Here is a 25,511-nt window from a genome sequence, read left to right on the forward strand (position 1 = left end):
TATTCCGACCAGTTAAGTAGGAATGGTAGGTAAGAAACGGACAGATGGCAACAGGTGTGGTGTGGGTCAGTCCCAGGCGGCGGGATCGGCGGCGAGCGCGCGCACCCGATCGGGCAGCGTGCCCTTGGCGACCTGCTCCAGGGTGACCTCTTCCAGGATGGAGCGCTCGGTGGCGCGCAGGGCGATCCAGACCTCCTGCAGCGCCTGGGCCGCGCCGTGATAGCCGAGGTCCTGCGGCCGTTCCCCCCGGACGTTGGCGAGCGGGCCGTCGACCGCGCGGATCACGTCGGCCAGGGTGATCTCCGCGGCGTCCCGGGCGAGCACGTACCCGCCCTCCGGCCCCCGCTGGCCTCGCACCAGCCCCGCACGTCGCATCTGCAACAGGATGTTCTCCAGGTACTTGGGCGGGAGTTCCTGTGCTTTGGCCAGCTCCCCGACGGTCGTTGGCCCACCCCCCGAGGCGGCGAGTTCGGCGGCGGCACGGAGGGCGTAGTCGACACGGGCAGAAAGGCGCATGTAACCATTATCCGTTCATCCGCACAGTGACCATGACAGGCAGGTGGTCGGAGTACCGGAGACGTGGTGCCTGGGCCGATTCCACCTTTAGTCCCGCCGTGACGAAGACGTGGTCGATCTGCTGGGCGGGGTTGTCGGCGGGGGAGGTGGGCAGGGGCCGTACCGCGGCGAGGCCGTCGACCAGCCCGGACCGGATGAGGTCCTCAAAGGGCTTTTCCCCCGGTTCGACGTTCATGTCGCCGGCGAGGATGACGGGGCCCTTCTCCGCCAGGCCCGCCGTGAGCCTGGCGACGTCGCGCGCCTGCTCGGCCGGGGCCTGGAGGTGGGTGTTGACGATCGTCACCTTGTGCCGCCCGACCTCGACCGTCGCGCTCTGCACCTGGGCGCCGGTGGGCGCGCCGTAGGAGTCCAGCCGACGGCTGGTCAGCTCCGTGACGGGGAGGTTGGTGAGGATCGCGTCACCCCACAGGGGATCGGCTGCCGGGGCGAAGTAGTGGCGCATCCCCATGCGCTCGGCGAGGCGGGCGACGCCGTCGTGGCCGCCGTTGAGCATCCATCCCCGGTCGACCTCGCTCAGCAGGACGACGTCGGGCTGCTGGTCGCGCGCCCATTCGGCGATGCGATCGAGGGCGAGGGTTCCGTCCAGGCCGAAGCCCATGCGGATGTTGTAGGCGATCAGCTTGAGGGAGTCCCCGTTCGACGTCTTCCGTTCGACGGCCGCCGGCCAGGTCGCGGCGGTCACCAGGAGGGCGACGGCCACCACGACGGCGACCCCGCGGACGACGGTGGCCCGGGGGAGGCTCTCCTGCGGTTCGGGGCTGCCCTTGCGCAGGGCGATCCCGAGGATGACGGCGGCGACGACGGCGGGGATCCACTGGTTGGGGTAGCCGAGGTCGTAGGCGGCGTAGTAGCCGAAGGTCGCGAGCACGAAGACCACCATGCCCAGCAGGAGCGCGAGCCCCTGCCGTCCCTTGGCGGCGGCCCCAGCGGTCACCGCGAGGCAGCCGGCCAGGCCGACCGCCATGAGCACGGCGAAGAGGGCGCTCGGGGAGAAGAAGCCGAACACCCCGTAGACGACGAAGAAGGCGACGGCCCGATTGGCCCCGTAGCGGGCCGCCACCACGGCCGCGAGGTGCCCGATGAGGAAAAGGGCGACCAGGAGCGGCCCGTTCCCGAGCAGGGGGTGCGCGCTCACCGGGGAGGTGTGCGCGAACACCCCGCTGAACACCCCGTTGACGAGCAGGACGGGTCCGGCCAGGAACCAGGCGGCGGACGAGGCCGGTTCGTCCTGCTCGCGCGGCGTCAGCCGTACCACGACCAGGAAGGCCAGGACGAGGGCGACGCTCCCCACCCAGGGGAGGACGCCGTCCCGCCAGACGAAGTCGACGGTGCCGAGTGCCACGTGGACAAGGGTGGACAGGGTGAGCCCGCCGATGAGGCCGACGGGTACGGCGCGGCGAGGGAGGGTGTGCGCGCAGCCGTACAGCCAGAGCAGGCCGGCGGTCGTCCCGGCGGCGGCGAGGAGGAGCTGCGGCTGCCCGCCGTCGGTGGCCTGCAGCGCGACCCTGATGAGTGCGAGCAGGACGGCGCCGCCGAAGGCGATCCGGCCGAAGCCGATCCGGGATCCGAACGGGACGATCGCGAACGGGAGCAGGAACCAGAGGAGGGCGAAGAGCCCGAGCTGCTCGGCGGGGGTCTCCGCCGCCCGCCCGAAGATCGTGATCAGGGACGGGAGGAAGACCCGCTGGACGTCGAGGAGGAGGAGTACGCCAAGGGCCAGGCTCGCGACGGCCCAGGGATCCACCTGGCGAGGCCGCTTCGGGGTCTCGGCGGCGCCGGTCACCGATCCTCCTTGCGCGCGCGAGACCACCCGGCGATCGGACGATCGCACGACGGAAGCGTCGTTGATCTCAGTGGCATTGTCATGGACCCTCCTGATGGTTAGGAGGAATCTTCACGTCCCATCGCACCGGACGGCAAGTGAGGGAACACCTTCCCGGCGTCGGCTCTGCCCCTGCGAGAGCCGGGGTCGGCCGGGTTCCAGCGGCATTCTCCTTACACCTCGGGTAAACATGCCGATCACCGACCGGTCGGGACCCGTCGGGAGTGGGCATCGCAAGCGCTAAACTAACAAGAAGGGTTCTTAAGAGATAGATGTCGTTAGCGAATTGAAATAGACAACCGGCCGTTTTTGCGAGATTAATGAGCTGCGGCGGGAGGGAATCGCATGGTGGAGCGTCGGCCGGGCGTGCCGAGACTATTACGGGAGATCAACGACCGTGCCGCTTTGGAGCTGCTCCTGCGATCGGGGCCTCTGACGCGGGCGCAGATCGGTCAGTTGACCGGGTTGTCAAAGGTCACCGCCTCGCAACTGCTGGCCAGGCTGGAAGAGCGCGGCCTTGTCGCGGTGGTCGGTGAACAAGCGGGGGGAAGGGGGCCGAATGCGGCTCTCTACGCGATCGTCCCCTCCTGTGCCTATGTGGCGGGACTTGACGTCGGTCCGGAAAGTATCACCACTGGAATTGCTGACATAAGTGGTGAAATTGTTGCCGAGATCACAGTGGATCCCAATGGTGGCGGGGATCCCGTCAAAATTGTGCATAGCGCGGTAACCAAGGCCTGCCGTACCGCCAAGGTGGCCCTGTCGAAACTGCGCTCCGTCGTGATCGGGACCCCCGGAGTCGTCGACCCGCGCACGGGCGACGTCCGGTTCTCCTTCGACCTTCCCGGCTGGCATGAGGGCATCCACAGCGCGCTCGCCGCGAGCCTGCGCCGCCGCGTCACGATCGAGAACGACGTCAACCTCGCCGCGATCGCCGAGCGCGAGCAGGGCGCGGCACGGGGCGCCGACGACTTCGTCCTGCTCTGGGTGGGCCGGGGTATCGGGCTCGCCGTCATCCTCGGCGGCCGGGTGCACCGCGGCCGTTCGGGCAGCGCGGGCGAGATCGGCTACCTTCCCGTGCCCGGGGTGCCGCTCGCCGAGGACGTCCTGGCCCGGCCCGGCCGGCTCCCGTCGCTCGCCGGAGGACTCCAGTCCCTGGTCAGCGCGGTCGCGGTCGCCGAGCTCGCCGAGAGTTACGGCGTCGCCGCGGCCGGGCAGTCCGCCGCCGAGTGCGTCGCCGCCGCCGTCGACGGCGGGGAGCGGGGAGCCGCCTTCCTGGACGAGGTCGCGGGGCGGCTCGCCCTCGGCGTCGCGTCGGTCTGCGTGGTCCTCGATCCCGGGCTGGTCGTGCTCGCCGGGGAGGTCGGCCAGGCCGGCGGGGCCCGGCTGACCGGCCGGGTGGAGGAGGCCGTCGCCAGGATGTGCCCGATCCGTCCCCAGGTCGTGGTGAGCGAGGTGCCGGGCAACCCGGTCATGGCGGGGGCCGTCCTCGCCGCTTTGGACCAGGCTCGCGAGGAGGTCTTCTCCCCGAAGGCCTGAGCCTGCGGGCGAAAACGTCAGGCGCCGCCGCACCGGGGTGAGGTGCGGCGGCGCCCGAGTCTGTGCGACGGCCGCTCAGATCGTGAGCAGTTCGGCGGCGGCTTGGGCGTTGGCCCGCGCGGCGCCGTACGTCGCCAGGTAGATCTCGGCCGGCGGGCGCCAGATCGGCAGCCCCATCTCCACGACCGTCGCGTCGGGCCGGCCTGCCAGCACCGATGAGACGATCTTCTGGGTGGTGGGGTAGCGGTGGGCGTCTCGGACCACAAGGATCAAGGATCGGTTTGTGGCGCGTTCCAAGATCGCGGTCGGTTCGGCCGATTCGTGGTCGACCCGGGTGACTTCCGCGCCGTCCAGGGGGAGTCCCCACGGCACATCGCCGACCGCGATCGTCGGCGGGGTCTGGATCTCGACCACGAGCGGGTTCACCAGCGTCTTGGGGGTCCCGGTGAGGTGTACGGCGCGGCGGGCGGCGGAGATGCCGACCCCGTTGCCGGTGATCTCGGTACGGGGGGTGGTGCGGAACCAGGCGTGCAGGCGGGAAACCCGCTCGGCCGCCTCCTCCAGACGGGAGGCGGGAAGACGGCCCTCGACGATCGCGGTGACGATGGCGTTCCGGATCGACTCGACGACGTCGGCGGTCGGGAGGGGGCCGAGGCAGATCAGGTCGGAGCCGGCGGCGAGCGAGAGCACCGCTCCCTGCTCGATGCCGACGCTTTCGGTGATCGCGTGCATGTCGAGGGCGTCGGTGACCACGACACCGTTGTAGCCCATCTCATCGCGGAGGAGATGGGTGAGCGCCGCTGGGGAGAGCGTGGCCGGCGCGGTTCCGGTCAGGACCGGGACCCGGACGTGCGCAGTCATGATCGACTTGGTGCCGGCCTTGATCGCGGCGCGGAAGGGGGCGAGCTCCCGGGACTCCAGGACCTCCCTGGAGACGTCGACCGTCGGGATCTCCACATGGGAGTCCTGCTGGGTCGCCCCGTGGCCGGGGAAGTGCTTGACGCAGGCCGCCACACCGACGTCCTGCAGACCCTGGACGGCCGCGACGGTGTGCCGGCTGACCAGGTCGGTGGATGAACCGAAGGAGCGGGTCCCGATGATGGGGTTGTCGTCCGCCGTGTTGACGTCGGCGGATGGCGCCATATCCAGGTTGACCCCGCACTGGGCGAGTTCGGAGCCGATGGACCGGTAGACGCTCTGGGTCAGGTCGAGGTCGTCGATCACTCCCAGCGCGGCGTTCCCCGGGTAGAGGCTGCCGACGTTGTAGGCGAGACGGGTGACGTCGCCGCCTTCCTCGTCGAGGGAGATGATCATGTCGCCGTGGGTGCGGAGTTGCGCGGTCAGCGACGTGAGCTGCTCGGCTCCGGTGATGTTGAAGCCGAAGAGCGTGACACCGCCCAGTCCGTCGGCGAGGTCCCGCCGGAGCCACTCGGGTGGGGTCGTTCCCTGGAAGGCGGCGAGCAGCGTACCGGACGCGAGACGAAGGAGCTCCCGGTCGTTCGTAACGGACATGATCGTGCTCGTCTCCTTAGATGTGCTCGGGGATGTGGGGGATGTCGCCGTACGGCGTACCCGCGTGGTTGTCACACGCGTACGTCGCACGGCGGAGGTGACGGCGAGCTGTGGCTCAGCCCTTCACGGCGCCGGCGACGAGGCCGGACACCATGCGGCGTTGGACGAGCATGAAGAACACGATAACCGGGAGGGTCATCAGGGTGGATGCGGCCATGATCGCACCCCAGTCGGTCCCGCGTTGTCCGAAGAAGAACTGCAACGCCACGGGCATGGTGTACCGCGTGGAGTCGGTCATCAGGATGAGCGCGAAGATCAGCTCATTCCAGGCCGTGATGAAGGAGAAGATGCTGGTGGCCACCAGACCGGGGGCGACCAGCGGGAACAGCACCCGCCAGAAGGTGGTGAACCGGCCGGCCCCGTCGATCCACGCGGCCTCCTCCAGTTCCCTGGGGACCGCCGCCACGAAGGTGCGCAGCATCCAGATCCCGAACGGGAGGGTGAGCCCGACGTTGATCACGATGAGGCCCAGGAACTGGTCGAACAGGCCGAGTCGCTTGACCATCAGGAACAGCGGGATCAGCAGGGCCTCGGCGGGCACCATCTGCACGATCAGCAGCAGGATCAGGAACGAGGTACGGCCTCTGAACCTGAACCGGGAGATCGCCGTGGCGGCGAGCAGGGCGAGCACCGCTCCGATCAGCACGGTGGAGACCGCGACGAGCGCGCTGTTGCGCAGGTAGAGCCAGATCGAGTTGCCCGCGACCCCTTCGGTGAACACCCGCGACAAGTGGTCGAGGGTGGGATCGGTGGGGATCGGGATGAACTCGGTGGTGAAGATCTGTTCGTTGGACTTGAAGGCGGAGGCGACCATCCAGTACACCGGGAAGATCGCGGCGAGGAACACCAGGATCCCCGTCGCGTTCAGCGCCACCCTGCGAAGTCGCGCGACGGTGCGGGTTCGCTTGGCGCCCTTGCGGAGATGCTTGGGCGTCTGGTGGGGTTTCCCGGGGGTGCGGAGGCGCTCGGCCGTGAGGTCGCTCATCGGATGTCGTCCTCCTGTTTGACGATCTGCCGGATGTGGATCAGCGTGACGATGAGCAGGATCAGCGTCAGCACGACCGCGATCGCCGCACCGGTGCCCATTTTGGGCGGGCTGCGGAACGCCTCGGCAAAGGAGAACAGGGAGAGGTTGAGCGCATCCCGGTTGGTGGGGCCGCTCATCAGGACGTACAGCTGACCGAAGACCTTGAAGTCCCAGATGATGGAGAGCACGGTGAGCACCGCGAACACCGGCTTGAGCATCGGGAAGGTGATCTTCCGGAAGATCCGGACGGGGGTCGCCCCGTCAACCCTGGCCGCCTCGTACAGCGAGGTGGGGATGCTCTTCAGACCGGCCAGCACCGACACCGCGACGAACGGGAAGGACTGCCAGACCACCATGACGACGAGCACCAGGTAGATCGTCAGCGGGTCGTTGAGCCAGGGCTCGCCGGTCCAGTCCGAACGACCGAAGAGCAGCTGGGAGAGCCAGTCGGGCAGAAAGTTGAGCGCCCAGTTGATGATGCCCTGCTCGGCGTCGAACAGCCAGCGCCAGATGATGGCCGCGGCGACCGGGGGGACGGCCCAGGCGGCGATGATCCCGACGATCACGGTGTTGGCCATCTTCTTGCCCAGGCGGTGGATCAGCAGCCCGACGAGGGTGCCCAGGATCAGCGTGAGCGAGACGGCGGCGACGGCGAAGAACACCGTGTTCCGGAGCGACGACCAGAAGAGCGGGTTCTCCAGGATCTGCCGGTAGTTGTCGGTTCCGACGAACTCCGCGGGTGCCCCCCGGACCTGGCGGATGCCCACCTTCTGGAAGGACATCACCACCATCTGGAAGAGGGGGTAGATCAGGAGCGCCGCGATAACCGCGAGACCGGGGAGGAGCAGGAAGTAGGGAAGGGACCAAGTCGGCAAGGAACGTGACGGCCGCGGGGCGCGGTCCTTCCGATCACCCCGTGCCGGGGCGGAGGAGTCGTCTCCGCCCCGGACGGCCGATTGCGTCTGAGTCATGGTTACTGGTTAAGGATGGTCTCGAGTTCCGTGTTGGCGTCAGCGAGAGCGGTATCCACGTTCTTCTTGCCCTCGATGACCGCCCGGAGGGCGTTCTGCAGGACGGCCTTGGTCTCGTTGGCCTCGGTCCAGTTGGCGTCGTTGGGGAAGGTCCGCGCCTTGGGGAAGGTCGCGGCGAACGGCGCCTGAACCGGGTCGCTGGCCAGCGCGGCCAGGGCGTCCGGGTAGAGCGGCAGGAGGCCGCCGTCGGTGGCGTACCGGGTGCCCCACTGCTTGCCCGCGGCGAGCTTGACGAACTCGTACGCCAGTTCCTTGTTCTTGGCGTCGTTCCAGACGGCGATGTCGTTACCGCCCTGGAAGGCGGGAGCGGGGGAACCGTCCTTGGCGGGGATCGTGAAGAACCCCATCTGCTCGTCCTTCAGCTTCTTGTTGGCCTCCTTGATGGTGGCGATGTCCCAAGGAGCCGTGATGTACATGCCGACCTTGTTGTTGGCGAAGCGGGTCCGGATGTCCGTGGCGTTCTGGGTGAGCGCGGACTTCCGGGAGACGCCGTGCTTGGCCACCAGGTCGGCGTAGAAGGTGAAGCCCTCCTTGAAGGTGGGGTCGGTCAGCTTGCCGACCCACTTGTCGCCTTCCTTGACGGCGTACTCGCCGCCGAGGGACCAGGTGAAGGGGGCGAGGGCGTGGTTGGAGTCGCTGCCGCCGTTGAAGGCGAAGCCGTCGACGTCCTTACCCTTCTTCTCCACGATCTTCTTGCCGGCCGCCACGAGCTCGTCCCAGTTCTTGGGGATCTCGATGCCGAGCTCCTTGAACCAGTCCACGCGGTACAGGATCGCGCGGGTGCCACCGCCCCACGGCACGGCGTAGACCTTGCCGTCGACCGTCTCCAGGCCCCACAGGTTCGCCGGGATGGCCTTGAAGTCCTCGGTGGCCTGGACGACCGCGGTGAGGTCGGCGAGCGCGTCCTCGGTCTGCCAGGTGAGCACCTGGTCGTTACCGATCTCGGTGACGTCCGGGCCCTCGCCGCCGGCCGCGGCCGCGGTGAACCGGTTGTTCACCTCGGGCCAGGGGATCCACTGGGTGTTGACCGTGGCTCCGGTGGCGGCGGTGAAAGCCGCGCTGAGGTCGTCCTGGTACTTCTTGACGACGTCGTTCGGGTCGCCAAGACGCCAGACCGTGAGCGTCTGGCCTGCGTACTTCGGCCCGGTGGGCGCGGAGGAGTCCGCGGCCTTGGGCGGCTCGGCAGGTTCGGCGCCCCCGCACGCGCTGAGACCAAAAGCGAGTGCGGCGGTGACGGCCGCGAATTTTGCGATCTTCACTCGGGTTCTCCCTTCCCGGCATCGCCTCGCGGAAGCGCCACTTGGGTACAGGGGCTGGCTCTCCGTCGGCTTTGTGTCGCATTGAGGGTTTGAGCGGTGTCGGCATCCGGCATTAAAACCTTGATGTCGCTGGTCCAGGTCACCTGCCGGAGTACCTTGCCCGCCCGATGTCTGCCGCTAAACTAACAAGAAAGTTTCCTAAAAAATACCCGCTGTTAGCGGATCGATATAGACAGGAGCAGCCGCATGTCACGCCGCCCGGGGACACCGCGGCTACTGCGCGAGTTGAACGACCGCGCAGCGCTGGAACTACTTCTCTCCGAGGGCCCGTTGACCCGCTCTCAGCTGGGAGAACGTACGGGACTGTCCAAAGTGACCGCCGCTCAGCTTCTCTCCCGGCTGGAGAGCCGAGGCTTGGTCGCCGTGGTGGGGGAGCACTATGGGAGCAGAGGGCCCAACGCCGCCCTCTACGCCGTGGTCCCGTCAAGTGCCTATGTGGCCGGTTTGGAAGTTCTGCCGGAAAAAGTTACCGCGGGTGTCGCCGACATCACCGGAAAGATTGTCGCCGAGGTCACGCTCAACCCCAACGACGGGGAGGATCCGGCCAAGAACATCCACGACGCGGTGATCCAGGTCTGCGAGTTGGCCAAGATCACGATTTCCCGGCTCAGCGCCTTCGTGATCGGCACTCGGGGGATCATCGACCCCCGGACCGGCGACGTCCGGTTCTCCTACGACCTCCCGCCCTGGCACAACGGGATGCTCGCGGTGCTCCGCCGCGACCTCAACCTGCCGGTGGTCGTGGAGAACGACGTCAATCTCGCGGCGATCGCCGAACGCGAGTACGGCGCTGCGGTGGACATGGATGACTTCGTCCTGATGTGGGTGGGGGTGGGGCAGGGACTCGGCGTCATGCTGGGCGGCCGCCTCTACCGCGGACTCACCGGAGGCGCCGGCGAGATCGGCTGGCTGCCCGTACCCGGCGAACCTCTGCCCACCGACGTCGGGTCACCCCAGTCCGGGTCGTTCCAGCGACTCGCCGGCGGTCTGGCGGTCCAATCGCTGGCCAACGCGTACGGCTTCGCGGCCCCCACCCCCGGGGAGTGCGTCCTGGCCGCGCTCGACGGAGGAACCGAAGGCGAGGCGTTCCTCGACGCGCTCGCCGACCGGCTCGCGGTCGGGGTGGCGGCGGTGTCGGTCGTCCTCGACCCCGGGCTCATCGTGCTCGGCGGCGAGGTGGGCGGCTCGGGCGGCGTCGAACTCGCCGAGCGCGTGGCCGACGCCGTCGCCCGGGTCTGCCCCAGCCAGCCCCGGGTGACCGTGACCGAGGTGCGGGGGAACCCCGTCCTGCGCGGCGCGTTGCTGGCAGCGCTTGACCAGGCACGGGAGGTGGTCTTCACGAGCACGACCTCGTGATGTGCAAGGATTTTGGGTCATGCGCGATGTGGTGTTGATGTCGGATTCCCGGGTAGGCGCGATCCCCGTCGAGGAGTGTGGGGAACCGCTCCACGACGTGCGGGGCCGTCTCCGCATGGACGATCGGCTCCGCGATCACGAGGGCGCGTACGCGCAGCTGCGCTCGGGCCTGCTCGACCGCCTACTTCAGGCGCAGCGGCTGCTTCCGGACGGGTACCGGCTCCTGGTCGTGGAGGGTTTCCGGCCGAAGGACCTTCAGCGCAAGTACTTCGACGAGTACGCGAGCGAGCTCCGCGCCGCCCATCGGGACTGGTCCGAGGAGCAGCTCCGGGTGGCCGCCAGCCGATACGTCGCACCGATCGAGGTGGCCCCGCACATCGCGGGGGCTGCGGTCGACCTGACCCTGTGCACCGAGGACGGCGAGGAGCTGGACCTGGGCACCCCCGTCAACGCCACGCCGGAGGCGAGCGCGGGCCGCTGCTACACGGCGGCCGAGGGGATCGGCGCGGAGGCGACGCACAATCGCCGGATCATGGCAGCGGCGCTTGAGCCCGCGGGGTTGGTGAACTATCCGACCGAATGGTGGCACTGGTCCTACGGCGACCGCTACTGGGCGATGTCCGTCGGCGCCCGGGCGGCGATCTACGATTTCGCGGACTATCCCGCCTGACCGTCGTCCAGGTACCGCACCCCGGTGAGCTCCTCGGAGAGCTCCCAGAGCCGGCGTGCGGTCGCCTGGTCGCGGGCGGCGGCGCTCGAGGCGACGAGCACGGGGTAACCGCGCATCTCCACGAAACCGCCGGGGCCGACGTAGCTCCCACCCGGCAGGTCGGGCTCGGTCGCGGCGTAGAGGATCGGCAGGGCACCCTGGTCCGCGCTCTGCGCGATCAGGCGGGCGACGAGCGCCCAGCCGGCGTCGGTGAGGCGGTTGTGCGTCATCCGCGACTCGCTCGACTGCAGGTTGGTGGAGGCCAATCCCGGGTGGGCGGCGACGGAGCGCAGGGCGGTACCGGCGGCCCGGCGCTGGAGTTCGAAGGCGAAGAGCAGGTTGGCCAGCTTGGACTGTGAGTACGCGCCCCACTTGCGGTACCTGCGCTCGCCGTTCAGGTCGTCGAAGTCGATCCGCCCGCCGCGGTGCATGCCGCTGCTCACGGTGACCACCCGGGGTCGCGGGCGGGCGAGCAGGGCGGGCAGCAGCAGCCCGGTCAGCGCGAAGTGTCCGAGATGGTTGGTCCCCAGCTGCATCTCGAACCCGTCGGCCGTCTTCCGGTACGGCGTCGCCATGACCCCGGCGTTGTTGACGAGCAGGTCGAGCTCGCCGATCTCCTCGGCGAACCCGCGGACGGAGCCCAGGTCGGCGAGGTCCAGGGCCCGTACGCTGAGGCGGGCGTCCGGCGCGGCGCCGCGGATCCGGTCCGCGGCCCGCTCGCCTTTGCCGACGTCCCGGCAGGCGAGGACGACCTCGGCTCCCCGCCGGGCCAGCTCACCCGCCGTGACCAGCCCGATCCCGCTGTTGGCACCGGTCACGACGGCCGTCATGCCGGTTTGATCCCCGATCTGAGCCGCTGTCCAACGCATGACCGTCACACTAACCGATCAGTGATCGGTACGGACTCCGGCCGGGACGGGGATTCCGGGGCGCTACGGCTTGCCCGCGAGGAACTCCCGGAGCGGCGTGATGTGGCGTTCGGGCTGCCGCCAGTCGGCGAGGAGGTCTTCGAGCAGGTGGAGCTCGTCGACGAGCCTGCCGTGCTCGTACCGCCTGATCACGGGGTGGATGAAGGCGCTCTTGGCCGCGTTCTCGGGCTGGGGGTGGCGCTGGATGGCGAAGATGTCGGGGTGGTTGGCCCGCCCCCACCGCAGCGTCACGGTGTACAGGTCGCGAAATCGCCGTACGGCGTAGTCCTCGGGGAGGTCTTCGTAGCGCCAGGCGCGCTCCCCGTCGTCGGAGAGGACGATCGCGTCGCACAGGTACTCGAACTGCGTCCACAGCGCGGAGCTCCAGTTCACCCGATCGAGGATCGATTCGGTGAGCCCGGCGACGGGGACCTCGTGGCGGGGGAGCGGCACGCCGTCGTAGCGTTCGGAGAGGAGCCGCCGCATCGTGCGGAGGTTGTATCGGAATCCGTCGATGAACGCCGAAGAGGCGCGTTTGAAGTCGCGGGCCTGCATCATGGTCCCCGCGAAGTAGAGCCCGTCGACGTTCACGGACTGCCAGTCGGGGTTTATCGCGGGAATTCGGTTACCCGGCGCCAATTCCGGAAGGCAGTCGTCGGCGAATATGTCACGCCGCATTTGGAAACCTGTGCACCGAATCACCGACTCGTACTCCAGGGTGGCACGCTCCCCGTCCGCATGCGTGTACGTGATGTCGACGATGTATCGGTCGCCCTGGCGGCGAATCGAGTCGACCGTGCAATCGAGAACCGAATCCAGGGTTTTGAACTGGTAGCTGTCCAGGAGCATTCCGTACATTCCCCGGACATGGCCGGGGTGTTTGGTGTTCCACGCGAGCCGGAGGGGGTTCGGGCTCGCCAGGTGAACCATTGCGGCATGTCCCAAAAGCGAATCGGCGGTCTCGAAGGCCGAGTTCCCCTTGCCGATGATCAGCACCCGCCGTCCGTCGTACCACGACGGGTCGACGGGGGCGTCCTCGTAGCCGAGCGCGTGCTCGATCCCGTCGATCGGGGGGACGTAGGGAGCACCCCAGCCGGTGGCGGCGATCAGGCATTCGCAGCGAATCGTCCGGCCGTCGGCGGTCGTCAGGGTGAATCCGGACCGGGTACGGCTGACGCGGGTCACCTCGGTGCCGTACCGGACCCGGAGCCGATGGGTGCGGGAGAAATCCGCCAGGTACCGCAGGAGATCGTCGGCCTGAGGGAAGTAGTCCCGGCTGTAGTCGGGAAACATCAGTGAATCGTTGAGCAGGGAGTTCCAGTCCCAGCGGAGCCTGATCTCCGGGTCCTCACTCCGCACCTGGACCTTGTTCAGCGAGATGAGGCGCCGGTGTCGTGGAAATGTTCGGAAGAAACAGCCGGGTTCCGCTTCGCGTTCCAGGCAGAGGTAGTCCGCTCCGACTTCCTGAAGGAAATAGCTGAGCTGCAGGCCCGCAGGTCCCGCGCCGATCACGACATACTTGGGGTTGTCCCGGTCCACTGGGTCGGTCACACTCGCCCCTCTGCCTGCTCTTCGCCGAATTATCAATTAACGGTGATTTCCCTAACATCGCCCCTTATATCACTAAATCGGAAGAATGGCGGCCACAGGTCCCCGGGGAATCCCGCCCGGGTCGCGCCGTTCCGGAGGACGGGTGCGAGGCGCCCCTCGGGAGACGTCGTTTCGAGGCGCGGCACCGCCCGGGTGGCCCACCGGAATGCCGAGGCGGCGGCGTTTCCGATCGGCGGAGGCGACATGCGCCGTCGGTTCAGGCCCGCAGACGCAGACCCCGGGGAGTGGGGTGGAATCCGGCCGCCTCCAGCGCCGCGGCGAGGGGGGAGTCCGCGACGGGGACCCCGTCCGCGCGCTCGACCGTGAGCTTACCGAGGGCGCCGGCCCGGATCGTGGCGGCCAAGGCGTCGACGGCGGGCTGCAACTCCTGTTCGCCCCAGGAGAGTACGGTTTTTCCGCCCTTCTCCACATAAAGGGTGAGACGTCCGTCGACCAGTACCACGAGGGCTCCGGCCTTGCGTCCCGGCCGGTGCCCCGAGTCCGTCTCCGGCCAGGGCAGCGCGGCGCCGTACGGCTGCGCGGGGTCGGTCGCGGCCAGGACCACCGCGGCGGGTGCCCGGTCCGCGGCCCCGGCGGGCGCGGTCGCGTCGGCGGAGGAGGCATTGATTGAGGAGGCATCGATTGAGGAGGCATTGATTGAGGAGGCATCGATTGAGGAGGCACGGAGCCGGTCGACGGCCCCCGGCAGCGCGAACTGGGCGCCGCCCAGGCCTTCCACGAAGTAACCCCGGCGGCAGCGGCCACCCTCCTCAAAAGCCCGCAAAACCGGGTAAACCCCGGCGAAACCCCCGGGTACCCGTTCGGCGGCCACCGCGCCGCGGGTGAGCACGCCGTGCCGTTCGAGCAGGGCTTCGGCGAGCGCGTGGGCCCGCTCGGTGGGTGCCCCCGACGGCTGCGGCAGGAGCCACCAGCGGCCGGAGACGGTGGGCGGTCCGCTCCGGGTGGGGAGCACCGCGCGGCCACGCCGCCGCGCGGTTGGGGGACGGTGCGCGGGCCGTCCGGTGCCGAGCGCCGCCCGGAGCGGGGCGAGCGTGTCCCCGGTGACCCGGCCCGACCACACCAGGTCCCACAGGGCCAGGGCGAGCGCCCCGTCGTCGAGTGAGCCGAGCCGGTCCGACAGCGCGCGGAAGAAGAGCGCCCCGCCGCCGTCGAGCGCGGTGAGCACCCCCTCGTGCAGCGGGGTCAGTGTGATCTCGGCCGGTTCCGGCATGAGCAGCGGCGCGGTGTCGGCGAAGTAGAGCGCGACCCACCCGTCCCCGCCGGAGAGCCCGCCCTGGCCCGCCCAGACGACCTCGCCCGAGGAGGTGAGCGCGTCCAGGAGCGCCGGCTCGTATCCGGGGACACGCGCCGGGAGCACCAGGGTCTCCAGCGCTGACGCGGGGACCGCCGCACCCTGCAGCCGCTCGATCGCCGTCACCAGGGCGTCCGTCGCGGCAAGCCCTCCGCCGCGCGGCCGCGGCCCGCCCACGCCGTGCCAGCGGGGGGCGAACACGGCGAGCGTCTCGGGGGTGACCGGCTCCACCTCCTTGCGGAGCCGGGCCAGCGACCTGCGGCGGAGCATCCGGAGCACCTCGGCGTCGCACCACTCCTCGCCCCGGCCGCCGGGGGTGAACTCCCCGGAGAAGACCCGTCCGGCCGCCGCGAGCCCGCGCAGCCCGTCCACGACGACGGCGACCCCGAGGCCGTACCGCGCCCCGGCGGCGTCGGCGGTGAACGGCCCGTGGGTCCGGGCGTGCCGGGCGAGCAGGTCGCCCAGCGGGTCCGCCACCGGTTCGAGGAAGACCTGCGGGATCCCCACGGGCATCGGCACCCCGAGCGCGTCCCGCAGCCGTCCGGCGTCCTCGATCGCCGCCCACTGCTCGGCCCCCGCGATCCGGACCCGGACGGCCCGGCGCTCCCGCTCCAGCGCGACGAGCCACTCAGCGGTCCCGCCTCGCACCCGGACCTGCTCCGGCGGGAGCGGGCCGTGGGTCCGGAGCAGATCGGCGAGGTCCTCGGCGTCTTTGAGCGGGCGTGTCCGCCGCCCGAGTTCGAGTCCGGCCTCCTCGACGACCGCGGGGTCGAGGAGCTCGCGCAGATCGGCTTCGCCGAGCAGCTCGGCGAGGAGCGCGGTGTCCAGGGTGAGGGCCTGGGCCCGTCGCTCGGCGAGCGGCGCGTCGCCCTCGTACATGAACGCGCCGATGTAGTGGAAGAGGAGCGACGCGGCGAACGGCGACGCCTGGACCGTCTCCACCTCCACGATCCGCACCCGCCGCGCGGCGATGTCCCGCATGAGCCGGACGAGCCCCGGAACGTCGAAGACGTCCCGCAGGCACTCCCGCACCGTCTCCAGGACGACGGGGAACCCCGGGTAGCGGCTCGCCACCTGCAGCAGGTGGGCGGCGCGGCGGCGCTGCTGCCACAGCGGCGTCCGCCTGCCGGGGCTGCGCCGGGGGAGCAGCAGCGACCGGCCCGCGCACTCGCGGAACCGCGCGGCGAACAGCGCGGAACCGCCCAGCTCCTCGGTGACGATCCGCTCGATCTCCTCGGGGTCGAAGGCGGCGACGTCGGTGGGCGCCCCCTCCAGGGTGTCGGGGACCCGGATCACGATGCCGTCGTCGGTGTGGACGGCCTGGGCGTCCACGTCGTACCGCTCCCGGAGCCGCCGGTTGACGGCCAGGGCCCACGGGGCGTGGACCCGGGCCCCGTACGGCGAGTGCACGACCACCCGCCAGTCGCCCAGCTCGTCGTGGAAGCGCTCCACCACCAGGGTCCGGTCGTCGGGGACGTACCCGGTCGCTTCGCGCTGCTCCCGCAGATAGGCGAGGAGGTTCGCGGTGGCGTGGTCGTCCAGACCGGCAGCCCGCACCCGCTCGGCGGCCGGTCCGGGCTCCAGGGAGGCGAGCTCCCGCAGGAACGTGCCGAGGGCGCGGCCGAGCTCGGCGGGCCGGCCGGCCGAGTCTCCGTGCCAGAAGGGGAGTTTGCCCGGCCTGCCGGGCGCGGGGGAGACCAGGACCCGGTCGTGGGTGATGTCCTCGATCCGCCAGGAGGTGGCGCCGAGGACGAAGACGTCGCCGACCCGGGACTCGTAGACCATCTCCTCGTCGAGCTCGCCGACCCTGCTGCTCTGCCTGCCCGAACCTCCGGCGAGGAAGACCCCGAACAGTCCCCGGTCGGGGATGGTGCCGCCGCTGGTGACGGCGAGGCGCTGGGAGCCGGGGCGGCCGTGCACGGCACCGGTGACCCGGTCCCACACGACGCGCGGGCGCAGCTCGGCGAACTCCTCGCTCGGGTAGCGACCGGCGAGCATGTCCAGGGTGGCCTCCAGCGCCGACCTGGGCAGGGTCGCGTACGGCGCGGCCTTCTTGACCAGCTCCTCCAGCTCGTCCACGGTCCAGGGGTCCATCGCGGTCATCGCGACGATCTGCTGGGCGAGCACGTCCAGCGGGTTGCGCGGGTAGTGCGTCTCCTCGATCTCCCCGGCCTTCATCCGCTCGGCGACCACGGCGGTCTGCACCAGGTCGCCGCGGTACTTGGGGAAGATCACTCCCTTGGAGACGGCCCCCACCTGGTGGCCCGCGCGCCCGATCCGCTGGAGCCCGCTCGCCACGCTGGGCGGCGCCTCCACACAGGCGACCAGGTCGACCGCGCCCATGTCGATGCCGAGTTCGAGACTGGAGGTCGCCACCACCGCGGCCAGCCGCCCGGACTTCAGCTCCTCCTCGATGTGGGCGCGCTCCTCCTTGGAGACCGAGCCGTGGTGGGCCCGGACGATCTCGGTGGAGACGTCCCTGGCCTTGGACGAGCCCGCCTGGGCCATCATCGCGGCGGGCACCGCCCCCGGCGCGGCGGGGCCGTGCACCCGCTCGGAGGAGAGCTCGTTGAGGCGGGTGCAGAGCCGCTCCGCCAGCCGCCGCGAGTTGGCGAAGACGATCGTCGACTTGTGGTCGTCGATCAGGGTGAGCAGGTGCTCCTCCATGTGGGGCCAGATGCTCCTGGCCCGCTCCGGCGAGTCGGAGACGTCGGCGCCGCCGGCGGGCTCGGCCATGTCCTCCACGGGCACGATCACGTCGATCTCGATGCGTTTGCCGGCGGGCGGCTGGACGACCGCGGCCGGCCGGGAACCCCCCAGGAAGGCGGCGATCTCGGCCGTCGGCCGTACCGTCGCCGACAGCCCGATGCGCTGGGCCCGCTTGGCGAGGAGTGCGTCGAGCCGCTCCAGGCTGAGGGAGAGGTGGGCGCCGCGCTTGGTCCCGGCCACCGCGTGCACCTCGTCCACGATCACCGTCTCGACCCCGCGCAGGGACTCCCGGGCCTCGCTGGTGAGAAGGAGAAAGAGGGATTCGGGGGTGGTGATGAGGATGTCGGATGGTTTGACGGCGAATCGGCGCCGATCCTGCGCGCTGGTGTCGCCCGAGCGGATCGCCACGGTGATGTCGGCGGGCGGCAGGCCGAGGCGGCGCGCGGTGTGCCGGATCCCGGCGAGCGGGGCGCGCAGGTTGCGCTCCACGTCCACGGCGAGCGCCTTCATCGGCGAGACGTAGACGACCCGGCAGCGCCGCCGGGGGTCGGCGGGGACGGGTTCGGCGGCGAGCCGGTCGATCGACCACAGAAACGCCGACAGGGTCTTGCCCGATCCGGTGGGCGCCACCACCAGGGTGTCGTCCCCTCGCGAGATCGAATCCCACGCCCCTTCCTGCGCCGCCGTGGGCGCCGCGAAGGCCCCGGTGAACCACTCCTTGGTCACCTGGGTGAAGCGGTCGATCGATGAGGACCCCACATCGCCATCTTGCCCGGTCCGACCGACAGTTTCCGCCCGGGATGTTTACCGGATTCTGTCATGAACATTTACCGGCCTGCGGCCGTCTCACCCCTTGGGCGGTATCGGCGATCCACGAGGAGACGGTCCATGACGTACGGCGAGACGGCTCGGCCGGGTTTCGCCGTGCCCGTCCGGCCCGGCTCCGGCCGTACCGGTACGGAACGGACCGTACGGCCTCTTCCCCGCCGTACGGCGCGTCCTCCGGACCGGTTCCGGATCGGCCGCGCGGTTTCGGGTGACCGTCGTGACGTGCGTGTCCGGGGGACGTACGCACGGCGGCGGTCACCCGGGCCGGGGCCTGCGGAGCCCGTACCCGATCCGCCCTGCGGGGTGCGCGGCACGTCGGCCGTGGGTCCCGCGACTGACTCGTCTCGGTGCCGTGGTGTCTTGAACAGGGGCGACACCACGGCACCGGCGGTCAGTCCCGGTCGTCGCCGGGTTCGGGGAGACCGTGTCGGAGGCGGCGGTCGGCTTGGCGTCGTTGCAGCTGGATCGCGCGCAGATACCGGCGTCTGGACCGTCGTGCCTGCCGGATCGGCCGCGGGGTCCTGCCGCGCTTGACGGATACCATGGTCCCATCGTCACCCGCGGGAGGGGTTCGCGCCAGTCCCGGTGCCCCGATACTGGGTTCATGCGCCTCACGGATTTCTGGAATCGGATGAACGATCAGTTCGGCGCGGTCTACGCGGAATCGTGGGCCAAGGACTTCGTTCTCGCCCCCCTCGGGCACCGGACCGTCGAGCAGGCACTCGCCGAAGGCGTCGCCGCCAAAGTGGTGTGGGGGGCCGTCTGCGAGGTGGCCGACGTCCCCGCCCGGCTCCGTTAGGGCTCCGGCTCCGTCCCGAGCAGGGACTTGATGGCCTCGGCGGCCGGTCCGGGGTGCTCCGCGTCCCCCTGCCCGCCGCGCGCCCAGAGGAGGAGCCAGCCGTCCTTGACCGGTGTGGCGAAGACGACGGTCTGGCGGCCGGTCCGGGGGTTCCAGACCCACAGGATCGGATTGTCCTTGATCAGGAACCGGCCGGCCAGGCCCCGGGACGGCAACTGTCCGGCGAGCGCTTCGAGATGGGTGCGGCGCTGCCGCGCGTACGTGCTCATCGCTGACACCTTCAAGGCTTTGAACGGCAGGCGGGGATCGAGGGCGGTACGGCTGTTCGCGGGGCGGCGCCGAGGCGGTCGGCCCGCCCCGCCGGGCGGGGAGGGGCGGGGTCGGGGATGCCGGGCCTTCTCGATCCGTACGGCCGGTACGGCATACGCGAGGTGACCGCCTGGCCGGCGTCGACGGAACCGGCCGGGCAGGCGCGGCGGAAGGGCTGGTCGCGTTCCTACAGTGACGTGTTACCCCACTGGTCCGCGGTCTACCTCGGTCCGGATGCCGAGGTAGACCCCACTTTCCGGCGCGTGGGCCGCCGAGTGTCGCGCTCTGCGCCGAGGGGGATGCCGCCGACGGGGCTCGGCCGTTCGCGGGGTGCGATCCGGTGGGGAAAGTCTGGCGTGTTCTCTTCATGATCGAACAGATGTTCGTCTATGCTTGAGGCCGGAGTGGTCTTCAGGTTGCGCGCACCGAGGTTGTCCAACCCCGGCGTGGGTGAGCGGAAAATGTCGGCGGCACCCCGTAGCTTCTCCTTCGACACGACAGACCTCACCCACGCAAGGCGGGACTCCCCATGGCAGCTAACGACCGAGAGAAGGCTCTAGAGACCGCGCTCGCGCAGATCGAGCGGCAGTTCGGCAAGGGTTCCGTGATGCGTCTCGGCGACGACGTCCGGCCGCCGATGGAGGTCATCCCGACCGGTTCGATCACGCTGGACGTGGCGCTCGGCATCGGCGGACTCCCTCGCGGCCGGGTCGTCGAGATCTACGGGCCCGAGTCGTCCGGAAAGACCACCGTCGCGCTCCACTCCGTGGCGAACGTGCAGAAGGCCGGGGGCATCGCGGCCTTCATCGACGCCGAGCACGCCCTCGACCCCGAGTACGCCAAGAAGCTCGGCGTCGACACCGACGCGCTCCTCGTCTCCCAGCCGGACACCGGTGAGCAGGCGCTGGAGATCACCGACATGCTCATCCGCTCCGGGGCGATCGATCTGGTGGTCGTGGACTCGGTGGCGGCGCTGGTGCCCAAGGCCGAGATCGAGGGCGAGATGGGCGACAGCCACGTCGGCCTCCAGGCCCGACTGATGTCCCAGGCGCTCCGCAAGATCGCCGGCGCTCTCAACAACACCAACACCACCGCGATCTTCATCAACCAGCTCCGCGAGAAGATCGGGGTCATGTTCGGCAGCCCGGAGACGACGACGGGCGGCAAGGCGCTGAAGTTCTACGCCTCCGTCCGGCTGGACGTGCGCCGGATCGAGACGCTGAAGGACGGCACCGAGCCGGTCGGCAACCGGACCCGGTGCAAGGTGGTCAAGAACAAGGTGGCCCCGCCCTTCAAGGTCGCGGACTTCGACATCATCTACGGCCAGGGCATCAGCCGCGAGGGCGGCCTGATCGACATGGGCGTCGAGCAGGGCTTCGTCCGCAAGTCCGGCGCCTGGTACACCTACGAGGGAGACCAGCTCGGCCAGGGCAAGGAGAACGCCAGGACCTTCCTGCGCAACCATCCGGACATGACCGACGAGATCGAGAAGAAGATCAAGGAGAAGCTCGGCATCGGCCCCCGCGTCGACACCCCGGCGGACAAGGCGCCGGCGGTGAAGCCGCCCGCGGCCCCGGCGCCCGCCGCCGCGGCCTCGACCCGTAAGGCGGCGGCCAAGTCGGCCGAAGCCTGAGCATGACCTATCCGAACAGGCGTCGCCGCCGTGCCTTCACCCGGGAGGACGGCGGCGGATCGCCCGAGTGGGCGGCGGATCCGGAGGAGGGCTCCTCCGGTGAGCGGTCCGGGCGCCGCGGGGAGGACCCGGAGGCGAAGGCGCGGGCCGTCTGCCTGCAGATGCTGACCGCGGCCCCCCGCACCCGGGCTCAGCTCGCCGACGCGCTGCGCAGGCGGGGGATCCCCGAGGAGACGGCGGAGGCCGTCCTCGGCCGGTTCTCCGAGGTGGGCCTGGTCGACGACGAGGCGTTCGCCGACGCGTGGGTGAGTTCCCGGCACGCCGGGCGGGGCCTGGCCAGGCGGGCGCTGGCGACCGAGCTCCGCCATCGGGGCGTGGACGAGGAGACCGTCCGGGAGGCGGTCGAGCGTCTCGACCCCGATCAGGAGCTGGAGACCGCCCGCCATCTGGTCGCCCGCAAGCTCCGGGGGACCCGCGGGCTGGATCCGGCGGCGAGGATCCGGCGGCTCTCCGGGATGCTGGCGCGGAAGGGGTATTCGCCCGGCACGGCTTATCGGGTTGTCAAGGAGGCGCTGGAAGCCGAAGGCGTGGAAGATCTTTACGGGCTGGACGGCCTGGACGAGACCGAAATCGACGGATGACCGTCATCGGTCAATGGGGGCGCCGGGAACGGCCTCGGTGGGCAAACGGGCTGGACACGGCTGCTTTGCTTGCTCGTTACCTCTCAGACGCTTAACCTCGACGACAGTGAGGAGTTACTCCGCGCAGTGCGGATTGCCATAAGGGTAAATACGGACGAGGAAGCTGAACGAGGGTGGGAGATAGTCGGCCGACGATATTCAGTCGGTGATATTACTCTGCCTTTTTGAGGCGTCTGTCTAATATGCGGTCCGCGCCGCGCGTGTGACGCTTCGCGTCCACATAGGCTCGATGCGAGGAGGGCGGGGCTCGCCATGGAACCCCTGACCGTGCTGCTGGTCGGTGCGGCACTGCTGCTCCTCGTCGTGATTCTCTTCGTCCTGCTGCGCAGGCCCGGCGGATTCCACGGCCCGACCCCCGAGCAGGTCGCCGAGATCCAGCTGGAGCTGGACATGGCCCGCCGGGAGGCCGTCGTCATCCGCGCCAACGCGGAGGGGGACGCCCGGGAGATCCTGCGCAAGGCCGAGTCGCTCGCGGACAACCTGGGCAGGGCGCGCAAAGAGCTCGAAGAGGAGTCCCTGACCCTCAAGACCGAGCTCAAAGGCCTGCGCAGGGACCTGGAGCGGAGGGAGAACCGGCTGGCCGAGCGCGAGCAGCGGCTCGACGAGGAGAGCCGCAGGCAGACCGATCGGTCTCGCCGGCTCGCCGAGACCGAGAGCGAGCTGGCCGCCCGGCGCAGCGACCTGGACCGTGCCGACGAGGAGCGGCGTGAGGTTCTGGAACGTGCCGCGGGCCTCACCTCCGACCAGGCCAAGGCGGAGCTGGTCGCCGGCATCGAGAACCAGGCCAAGCGCGAGGCCGTGCTGATCGTCCGCGACCTTGAGGCCGAGGCGCGCCGGGAGGGCGAACGCCGCGCCTGCAAGATCGTCGCCCTCGCGGTCCAGCGGGTGGCGACCGAGCAGACCGCCGAATCCGTGGTGAGCGTGCTCCATCTGCCCGGCGACGAGATGAAGGGGCGCATCATCGGCCGGGAGGGCCGCAACATCCGGGCCTTCGAGTCCACGACCGGGGTCAACCTGATCATCGACGACACCCCGGAGGCCGTACTCCTCTCGTGCTTCGACCCGGTCCGCCGGGAGGTCGCCCGCCTCACCCTGGAGAAGCTCGTCCTGGACGGCCGGATCCACCCGCAGCGGATCGAGGACGCCTACGAGCGGAGCAAGGCCGAGGTCGAGTACCTCTGCGTCCGCGCCGGGGAGGACGCCCTGGTCGAGCTGGGCATCACCGACATGCACCCCGAGCTGATCACGCTGCTCGGGCAGCTGCGCTACCGCACCTCCTACGGGCAGAACGTGCTCGGCCACCTGGTCGAGTCCGCGCACATCGCCGGGATCATGGCGGCCGAGCTCCGGCTCGACCCGACGCTGCTCAAGCGGTGCACCGTGCTGCACGACATCGGCAAGGCCCTCACCCACGAGGTGGAGGGGAGCCACGCCCTGATCGGTGCGGAGATCGCCCGCCGGTACGGCGAGCACGAGGACGTCGTGCACGCCATCGAGGCCCACCACAACGAGGTGGAGGTCAGGACCGTCGAGGCGGTGCTGACCCAGGCGGCCGACGCGATCAGCGGCGGCCGGCCGGGGGCGCGGCGGGAGTCGCTGGAGGCCTACGTCAAGCGGCTGGAGCGGCTGGAGGAGATCGCGGGCTCCTACGACGGGGTGGAGAAGGTGTTCGCGATGCAGGCCGGCCGGGAGATCCGGGTCATGGTCAAGCCGGACGCCGTCGACGACATCCAGGCCCAGGTGATCGCCCGGGATGTGGCCAAGCAGGTCGAGGAGGAGCTGACCTACCCCGGTCAGATCAGGATCACCGTGGTCCGCGAGTCGCGGGCCACCGAGTTCGCCCGGTAGCCTCCCCGGCCGGGGCCGGGGAGGCCCGCCGGATCAGTCGGCGAAGATGTCCCGGTAGAAGGCGATCTCCGCTTCCAGGGCTTTGATCTGGGTGTCGGCCCGCCGGAAGCCGTGTGACTCACCCGCAAAGGTGATCAAGGTGCAGGGGATTCCGTTGTCCTTCATCGCCGCGGCGAACACGGTCGACTGCTGCGGGGGTACGACGGGGTCGTCCAGCCCTTGGAGGAGCAGCATCGGGCAGCGCACCGAGGACGCCGAGGAGAGCGGCTGGCGGGCGTCGTACAGGATCGGGTCGGGCGGGCCGACCAGCCATTCGACGTACCGGGACTCGAAGTCGTGGGTGGTGTCGTTGAACGTGCTCAGGTCGCTGACCCCGTAGACGGAGACCCCGCCCGCGAACACCGTCGACGCCGCGCACGCGGCCATGACCGTCCAGCCGCCCGCACTCCGTCCGCGGATGGCGACCCGGGAGGCGATCCTGGCGTCGAGGAGCCACCGGGCGGAGGCGATCGCGTCCTCCACGTCGACCACCCCCCATTGGCCGCGGAGCCGGTCGCGGTAGGCCCGCCCGTACCCGCTCGACCCGCCGTAGTTGAGGTCCAGGATGCCGATGCCCCGGCTGGTCAGGTACGCCTTGCTCAGGTCGAGCGCGGTGTCGGCGTGCCCGGTCGGCCCCCCGTGCACGTTGATCACGTAGGGGGGCAGGCCCCGCCATTCGGCGGTGGGGTTGCCCGGGGGATGCCGGTAGGCGTGGATCATGCGCCCGAAGCGGCTCTCGATCTCCACCGGGTGGGGGATCGGGAGGTAGGCGATGTGCGGCGGCGTCTCGATCTCCCTGCGGAGCTCGGCCGTCTCCCCGGTGGCGAGGTCCAGGCGGATCAGCGTCCTGCCGGACGTCGGCCCGGACGCCACCCCGACCAGCAGGTTCCCGTCGGCGGTGAGCGCGGAGTCCCACACGTTGTAGTCGAGGTCGAGGTCGGCCAGGGTGCAGTCGTCGGGGTCGAGGATGCCGAGCCGCTGGTCGCCGCCTTGGCCGTGCAGGACGGCGAGCCTCCCGTCGGCGAGGATCTGGTACGGCTTGCCGCCGAGCCGCCAGAGGGGGCGGGCGAACTCCTCCTCGGCGGGGTAGAGCGCCTGGGACGAAGTGCCATATATCCCGATCTGGTAGATGTTCCACCAGCCAGACCAGTCGGAGATCAGGTACAGGGTGGAGTCGTCCAGCCACTGGGGGGCGAGGATCGACTCGGTCTGCCCTCCCTTGACGGTCCAGGACTTGCCGCTCTCCATCCGCATGATCTTCAGCTCGGTGCTGACCCAGGGCAGCCTGGGATGATTCCAGCAGATGAACGCGAGATGCTCCCCGTTTGGGGAGAACGCCAGTCCGGCGTAGAAGTCCGACCCGGTGGCCACCTCCCGGCACGCCGCCGAGCCGTCGAGCGGGACGGCGACGACGGCGCGGGTCACCCGGCCGTCGGCGGCGTGGCTCTCCCGCACGCACCAGACCTCGTCGCCGTGGAGTGTCGTCTCCGCGTAGCGAAGGCAGCCGGGGCGCTCGGGTTCCGGGGTGAGGGGCCGGACCTCGCCCCGGCCGGTAAGGAGGTAAAGCCGTTGGTCGGGGTGGTGGGAGAAGACGATGCCGTGGCCCGGCACCACCAGATAGGAGCGCCCGCCGTACTCGTGTACCCGGGTACGCGCGTCCCACGGCGCGGGAAGTGTCTCGTGGAGGCCGTCCGGGGTGTGGTGCATGATCGTGGTCCGTCCGCCCTCGTCGGGGCGGTCCTCCTGCCACCAGACCTCGCGGCCCATCGCGGTCGGGTAGCTGATTCGGAGGCCGGTCCGCGCGACGTCGGCTGCGGAGATCGGAGACGGCCACGTTGCGTAAGGCGCCATTACGCGTTGGGGGGTCATATCGGCATCGTGCCC

18 protein-coding genes are annotated in these 25,511 nt (G+C 70.0%); 7 read left to right on the forward strand and 11 right to left on the reverse strand.

Annotated features, from left to right (window positions below):
• Nucleotides 1–66: 66 nt before the first annotated feature.
• Both RUR_RS10380 and RUR_RS10385 read right to left on the reverse strand, forming a co-directional pair.
• Nucleotides 67–516: an RrF2 family transcriptional regulator gene (locus tag RUR_RS10380; RefSeq protein ID WP_283134754.1), complete on the reverse strand. Its 450-nt coding sequence runs from the start codon at nucleotides 514–516 to the stop codon at nucleotides 67–69.
• A 7-nt stretch (nucleotides 517–523) separates the two neighbouring features.
• The gene (locus RUR_RS10385; RefSeq protein WP_283134755.1) at nucleotides 524–2,359 is read right to left on the reverse strand and encodes an endonuclease/exonuclease/phosphatase family protein; all 1,836 of its coding nucleotides are present in this window, start codon (nucleotides 2,357–2,359) and stop codon (nucleotides 524–526) included.
• A gap of 387 nt (nucleotides 2,360–2,746) precedes the next feature.
• Between RUR_RS10385 and RUR_RS10390 the strand changes: the two genes are divergently transcribed.
• Nucleotides 2,747–3,937: an ROK family transcriptional regulator gene (locus RUR_RS10390; protein ID WP_283134961.1), complete on the forward strand. Its 1,191-nt coding sequence runs from the start codon at nucleotides 2,747–2,749 to the stop codon at nucleotides 3,935–3,937.
• A 75-nt stretch (nucleotides 3,938–4,012) separates the two neighbouring features.
• Here RUR_RS10390 and RUR_RS10395 read toward each other — a convergent pair whose 3' ends face one another.
• The 4 genes from RUR_RS10395 to RUR_RS10410 form a co-directional block, all read right to left on the reverse strand.
• Nucleotides 4,013–5,449 (reverse strand): glycoside hydrolase family 3 protein, encoded by a 1,437-nt coding sequence (locus RUR_RS10395; RefSeq protein ID WP_283134756.1) that lies wholly within the window; start codon nucleotides 5,447–5,449, stop codon nucleotides 4,013–4,015.
• A 115-nt stretch (nucleotides 5,450–5,564) separates the two neighbouring features.
• The gene (locus RUR_RS10400; RefSeq protein WP_283134757.1) at nucleotides 5,565–6,494 is read right to left on the reverse strand and encodes a carbohydrate ABC transporter permease; all 930 of its coding nucleotides are present in this window, start codon (nucleotides 6,492–6,494) and stop codon (nucleotides 5,565–5,567) included.
• Complete coding sequence (locus RUR_RS10405) at nucleotides 6,491–7,507, reverse strand: carbohydrate ABC transporter permease (RefSeq protein ID WP_283134758.1); 1,017 nt, start codon at nucleotides 7,505–7,507, stop codon at nucleotides 6,491–6,493. The genes RUR_RS10400 and RUR_RS10405 overlap by 4 nt, the downstream gene beginning before the upstream one ends.
• Nucleotides 7,508–7,509: 2 nt before the next feature.
• Complete coding sequence (locus RUR_RS10410) at nucleotides 7,510–8,826, reverse strand: extracellular solute-binding protein (RefSeq protein ID WP_283134759.1); 1,317 nt, start codon at nucleotides 8,824–8,826, stop codon at nucleotides 7,510–7,512.
• A gap of 246 nt (nucleotides 8,827–9,072) precedes the next feature.
• Between RUR_RS10410 and RUR_RS10415 the strand changes: the two genes are divergently transcribed.
• Nucleotides 9,073–10,242: an ROK family transcriptional regulator gene (locus RUR_RS10415; RefSeq protein ID WP_283134760.1), complete on the forward strand. Its 1,170-nt coding sequence runs from the start codon at nucleotides 9,073–9,075 to the stop codon at nucleotides 10,240–10,242.
• Nucleotides 10,243–10,261: 19 nt separating this feature from the next.
• Entirely contained in the window at nucleotides 10,262–10,912 is a 651-nt protein-coding gene (locus tag RUR_RS10420) for a M15 family metallopeptidase (RefSeq protein ID WP_283134761.1), read from the forward strand.
• Here the strand turns inward: RUR_RS10420 and RUR_RS10425 are convergent.
• The 3 genes from RUR_RS10425 to RUR_RS10435 form a co-directional block, all read right to left on the reverse strand.
• Entirely contained in the window at nucleotides 10,900–11,820 is a 921-nt protein-coding gene (locus RUR_RS10425) for an oxidoreductase (protein WP_283134762.1), read from the reverse strand. The two genes, RUR_RS10420 and RUR_RS10425, sit on opposite strands and share 13 nt — an antisense overlap.
• Before the next feature lie 63 nt (nucleotides 11,821–11,883).
• Nucleotides 11,884–13,410 carry an NAD(P)-binding domain-containing protein gene (locus tag RUR_RS10430; protein ID WP_283134763.1) on the reverse strand — a complete coding sequence of 509 codons (1,527 nt, stop codon included), beginning with the start codon at nucleotides 13,408–13,410 and terminating at the stop codon, nucleotides 11,884–11,886.
• A 256-nt stretch (nucleotides 13,411–13,666) separates the two neighbouring features.
• Nucleotides 13,667–18,229, reverse strand: a complete 4,563-nt coding sequence (locus tag RUR_RS10435) for an ATP-dependent helicase (protein WP_283134764.1) — start codon at nucleotides 18,227–18,229, stop codon at nucleotides 13,667–13,669.
• 673 nt (nucleotides 18,230–18,902) lie between these two features.
• On the opposite strand from RUR_RS10435, the gene RUR_RS10440 reads away from it, so the two are divergent.
• Entirely contained in the window at nucleotides 18,903–19,097 is a 195-nt protein-coding gene (locus tag RUR_RS10440) for a DUF3046 domain-containing protein (RefSeq protein ID WP_283134765.1), read from the forward strand.
• Here the strand turns inward: RUR_RS10440 and RUR_RS10445 are convergent.
• Nucleotides 19,094–19,366, reverse strand: a complete 273-nt coding sequence (locus tag RUR_RS10445; protein WP_283134766.1) for a hypothetical protein — start codon at nucleotides 19,364–19,366, stop codon at nucleotides 19,094–19,096. The genes RUR_RS10440 and RUR_RS10445 overlap by 4 nt on opposite strands.
• 569 nt (nucleotides 19,367–19,935) lie before the next feature.
• On the opposite strand from RUR_RS10445, the gene recA reads away from it, so the two are divergent.
• The 3 genes from recA to rny all read left to right on the forward strand — a co-directional run bounded on the left by recA (nucleotide 19,936) and on the right by rny (nucleotide 23,588).
• Nucleotides 19,936–21,039: a recombinase RecA gene (gene recA / locus RUR_RS10450; protein WP_283134767.1), complete on the forward strand. Its 1,104-nt coding sequence runs from the start codon at nucleotides 19,936–19,938 to the stop codon at nucleotides 21,037–21,039.
• 2 nt (nucleotides 21,040–21,041) lie between these two features.
• The gene (gene recX, locus RUR_RS10455) at nucleotides 21,042–21,680 is read left to right on the forward strand and encodes a recombination regulator RecX (protein WP_283134768.1); all 639 of its coding nucleotides are present in this window, start codon (nucleotides 21,042–21,044) and stop codon (nucleotides 21,678–21,680) included.
• Between the two features lie 312 nt (nucleotides 21,681–21,992).
• Entirely contained in the window at nucleotides 21,993–23,588 is a 1,596-nt protein-coding gene (gene rny / locus RUR_RS10460; RefSeq protein WP_283134769.1) for a ribonuclease Y, read from the forward strand.
• Between the two features lie 33 nt (nucleotides 23,589–23,621).
• On the opposite strand, the gene RUR_RS10465 is transcribed toward rny, so the two are convergent.
• Entirely contained in the window at nucleotides 23,622–25,394 is a 1,773-nt protein-coding gene (locus RUR_RS10465; protein WP_283134770.1) for a prolyl oligopeptidase family serine peptidase, read from the reverse strand.
• Nucleotides 25,395–25,511 lie beyond the last annotated feature (117 nt).

The sequence above is a fragment of the Rhizohabitans arisaemae genome, assembly GCF_025996515.1.
Taxonomy (GTDB): Bacteria; Actinomycetota; Actinomycetes; order Streptosporangiales; family Streptosporangiaceae; genus Rhizohabitans; species Rhizohabitans arisaemae.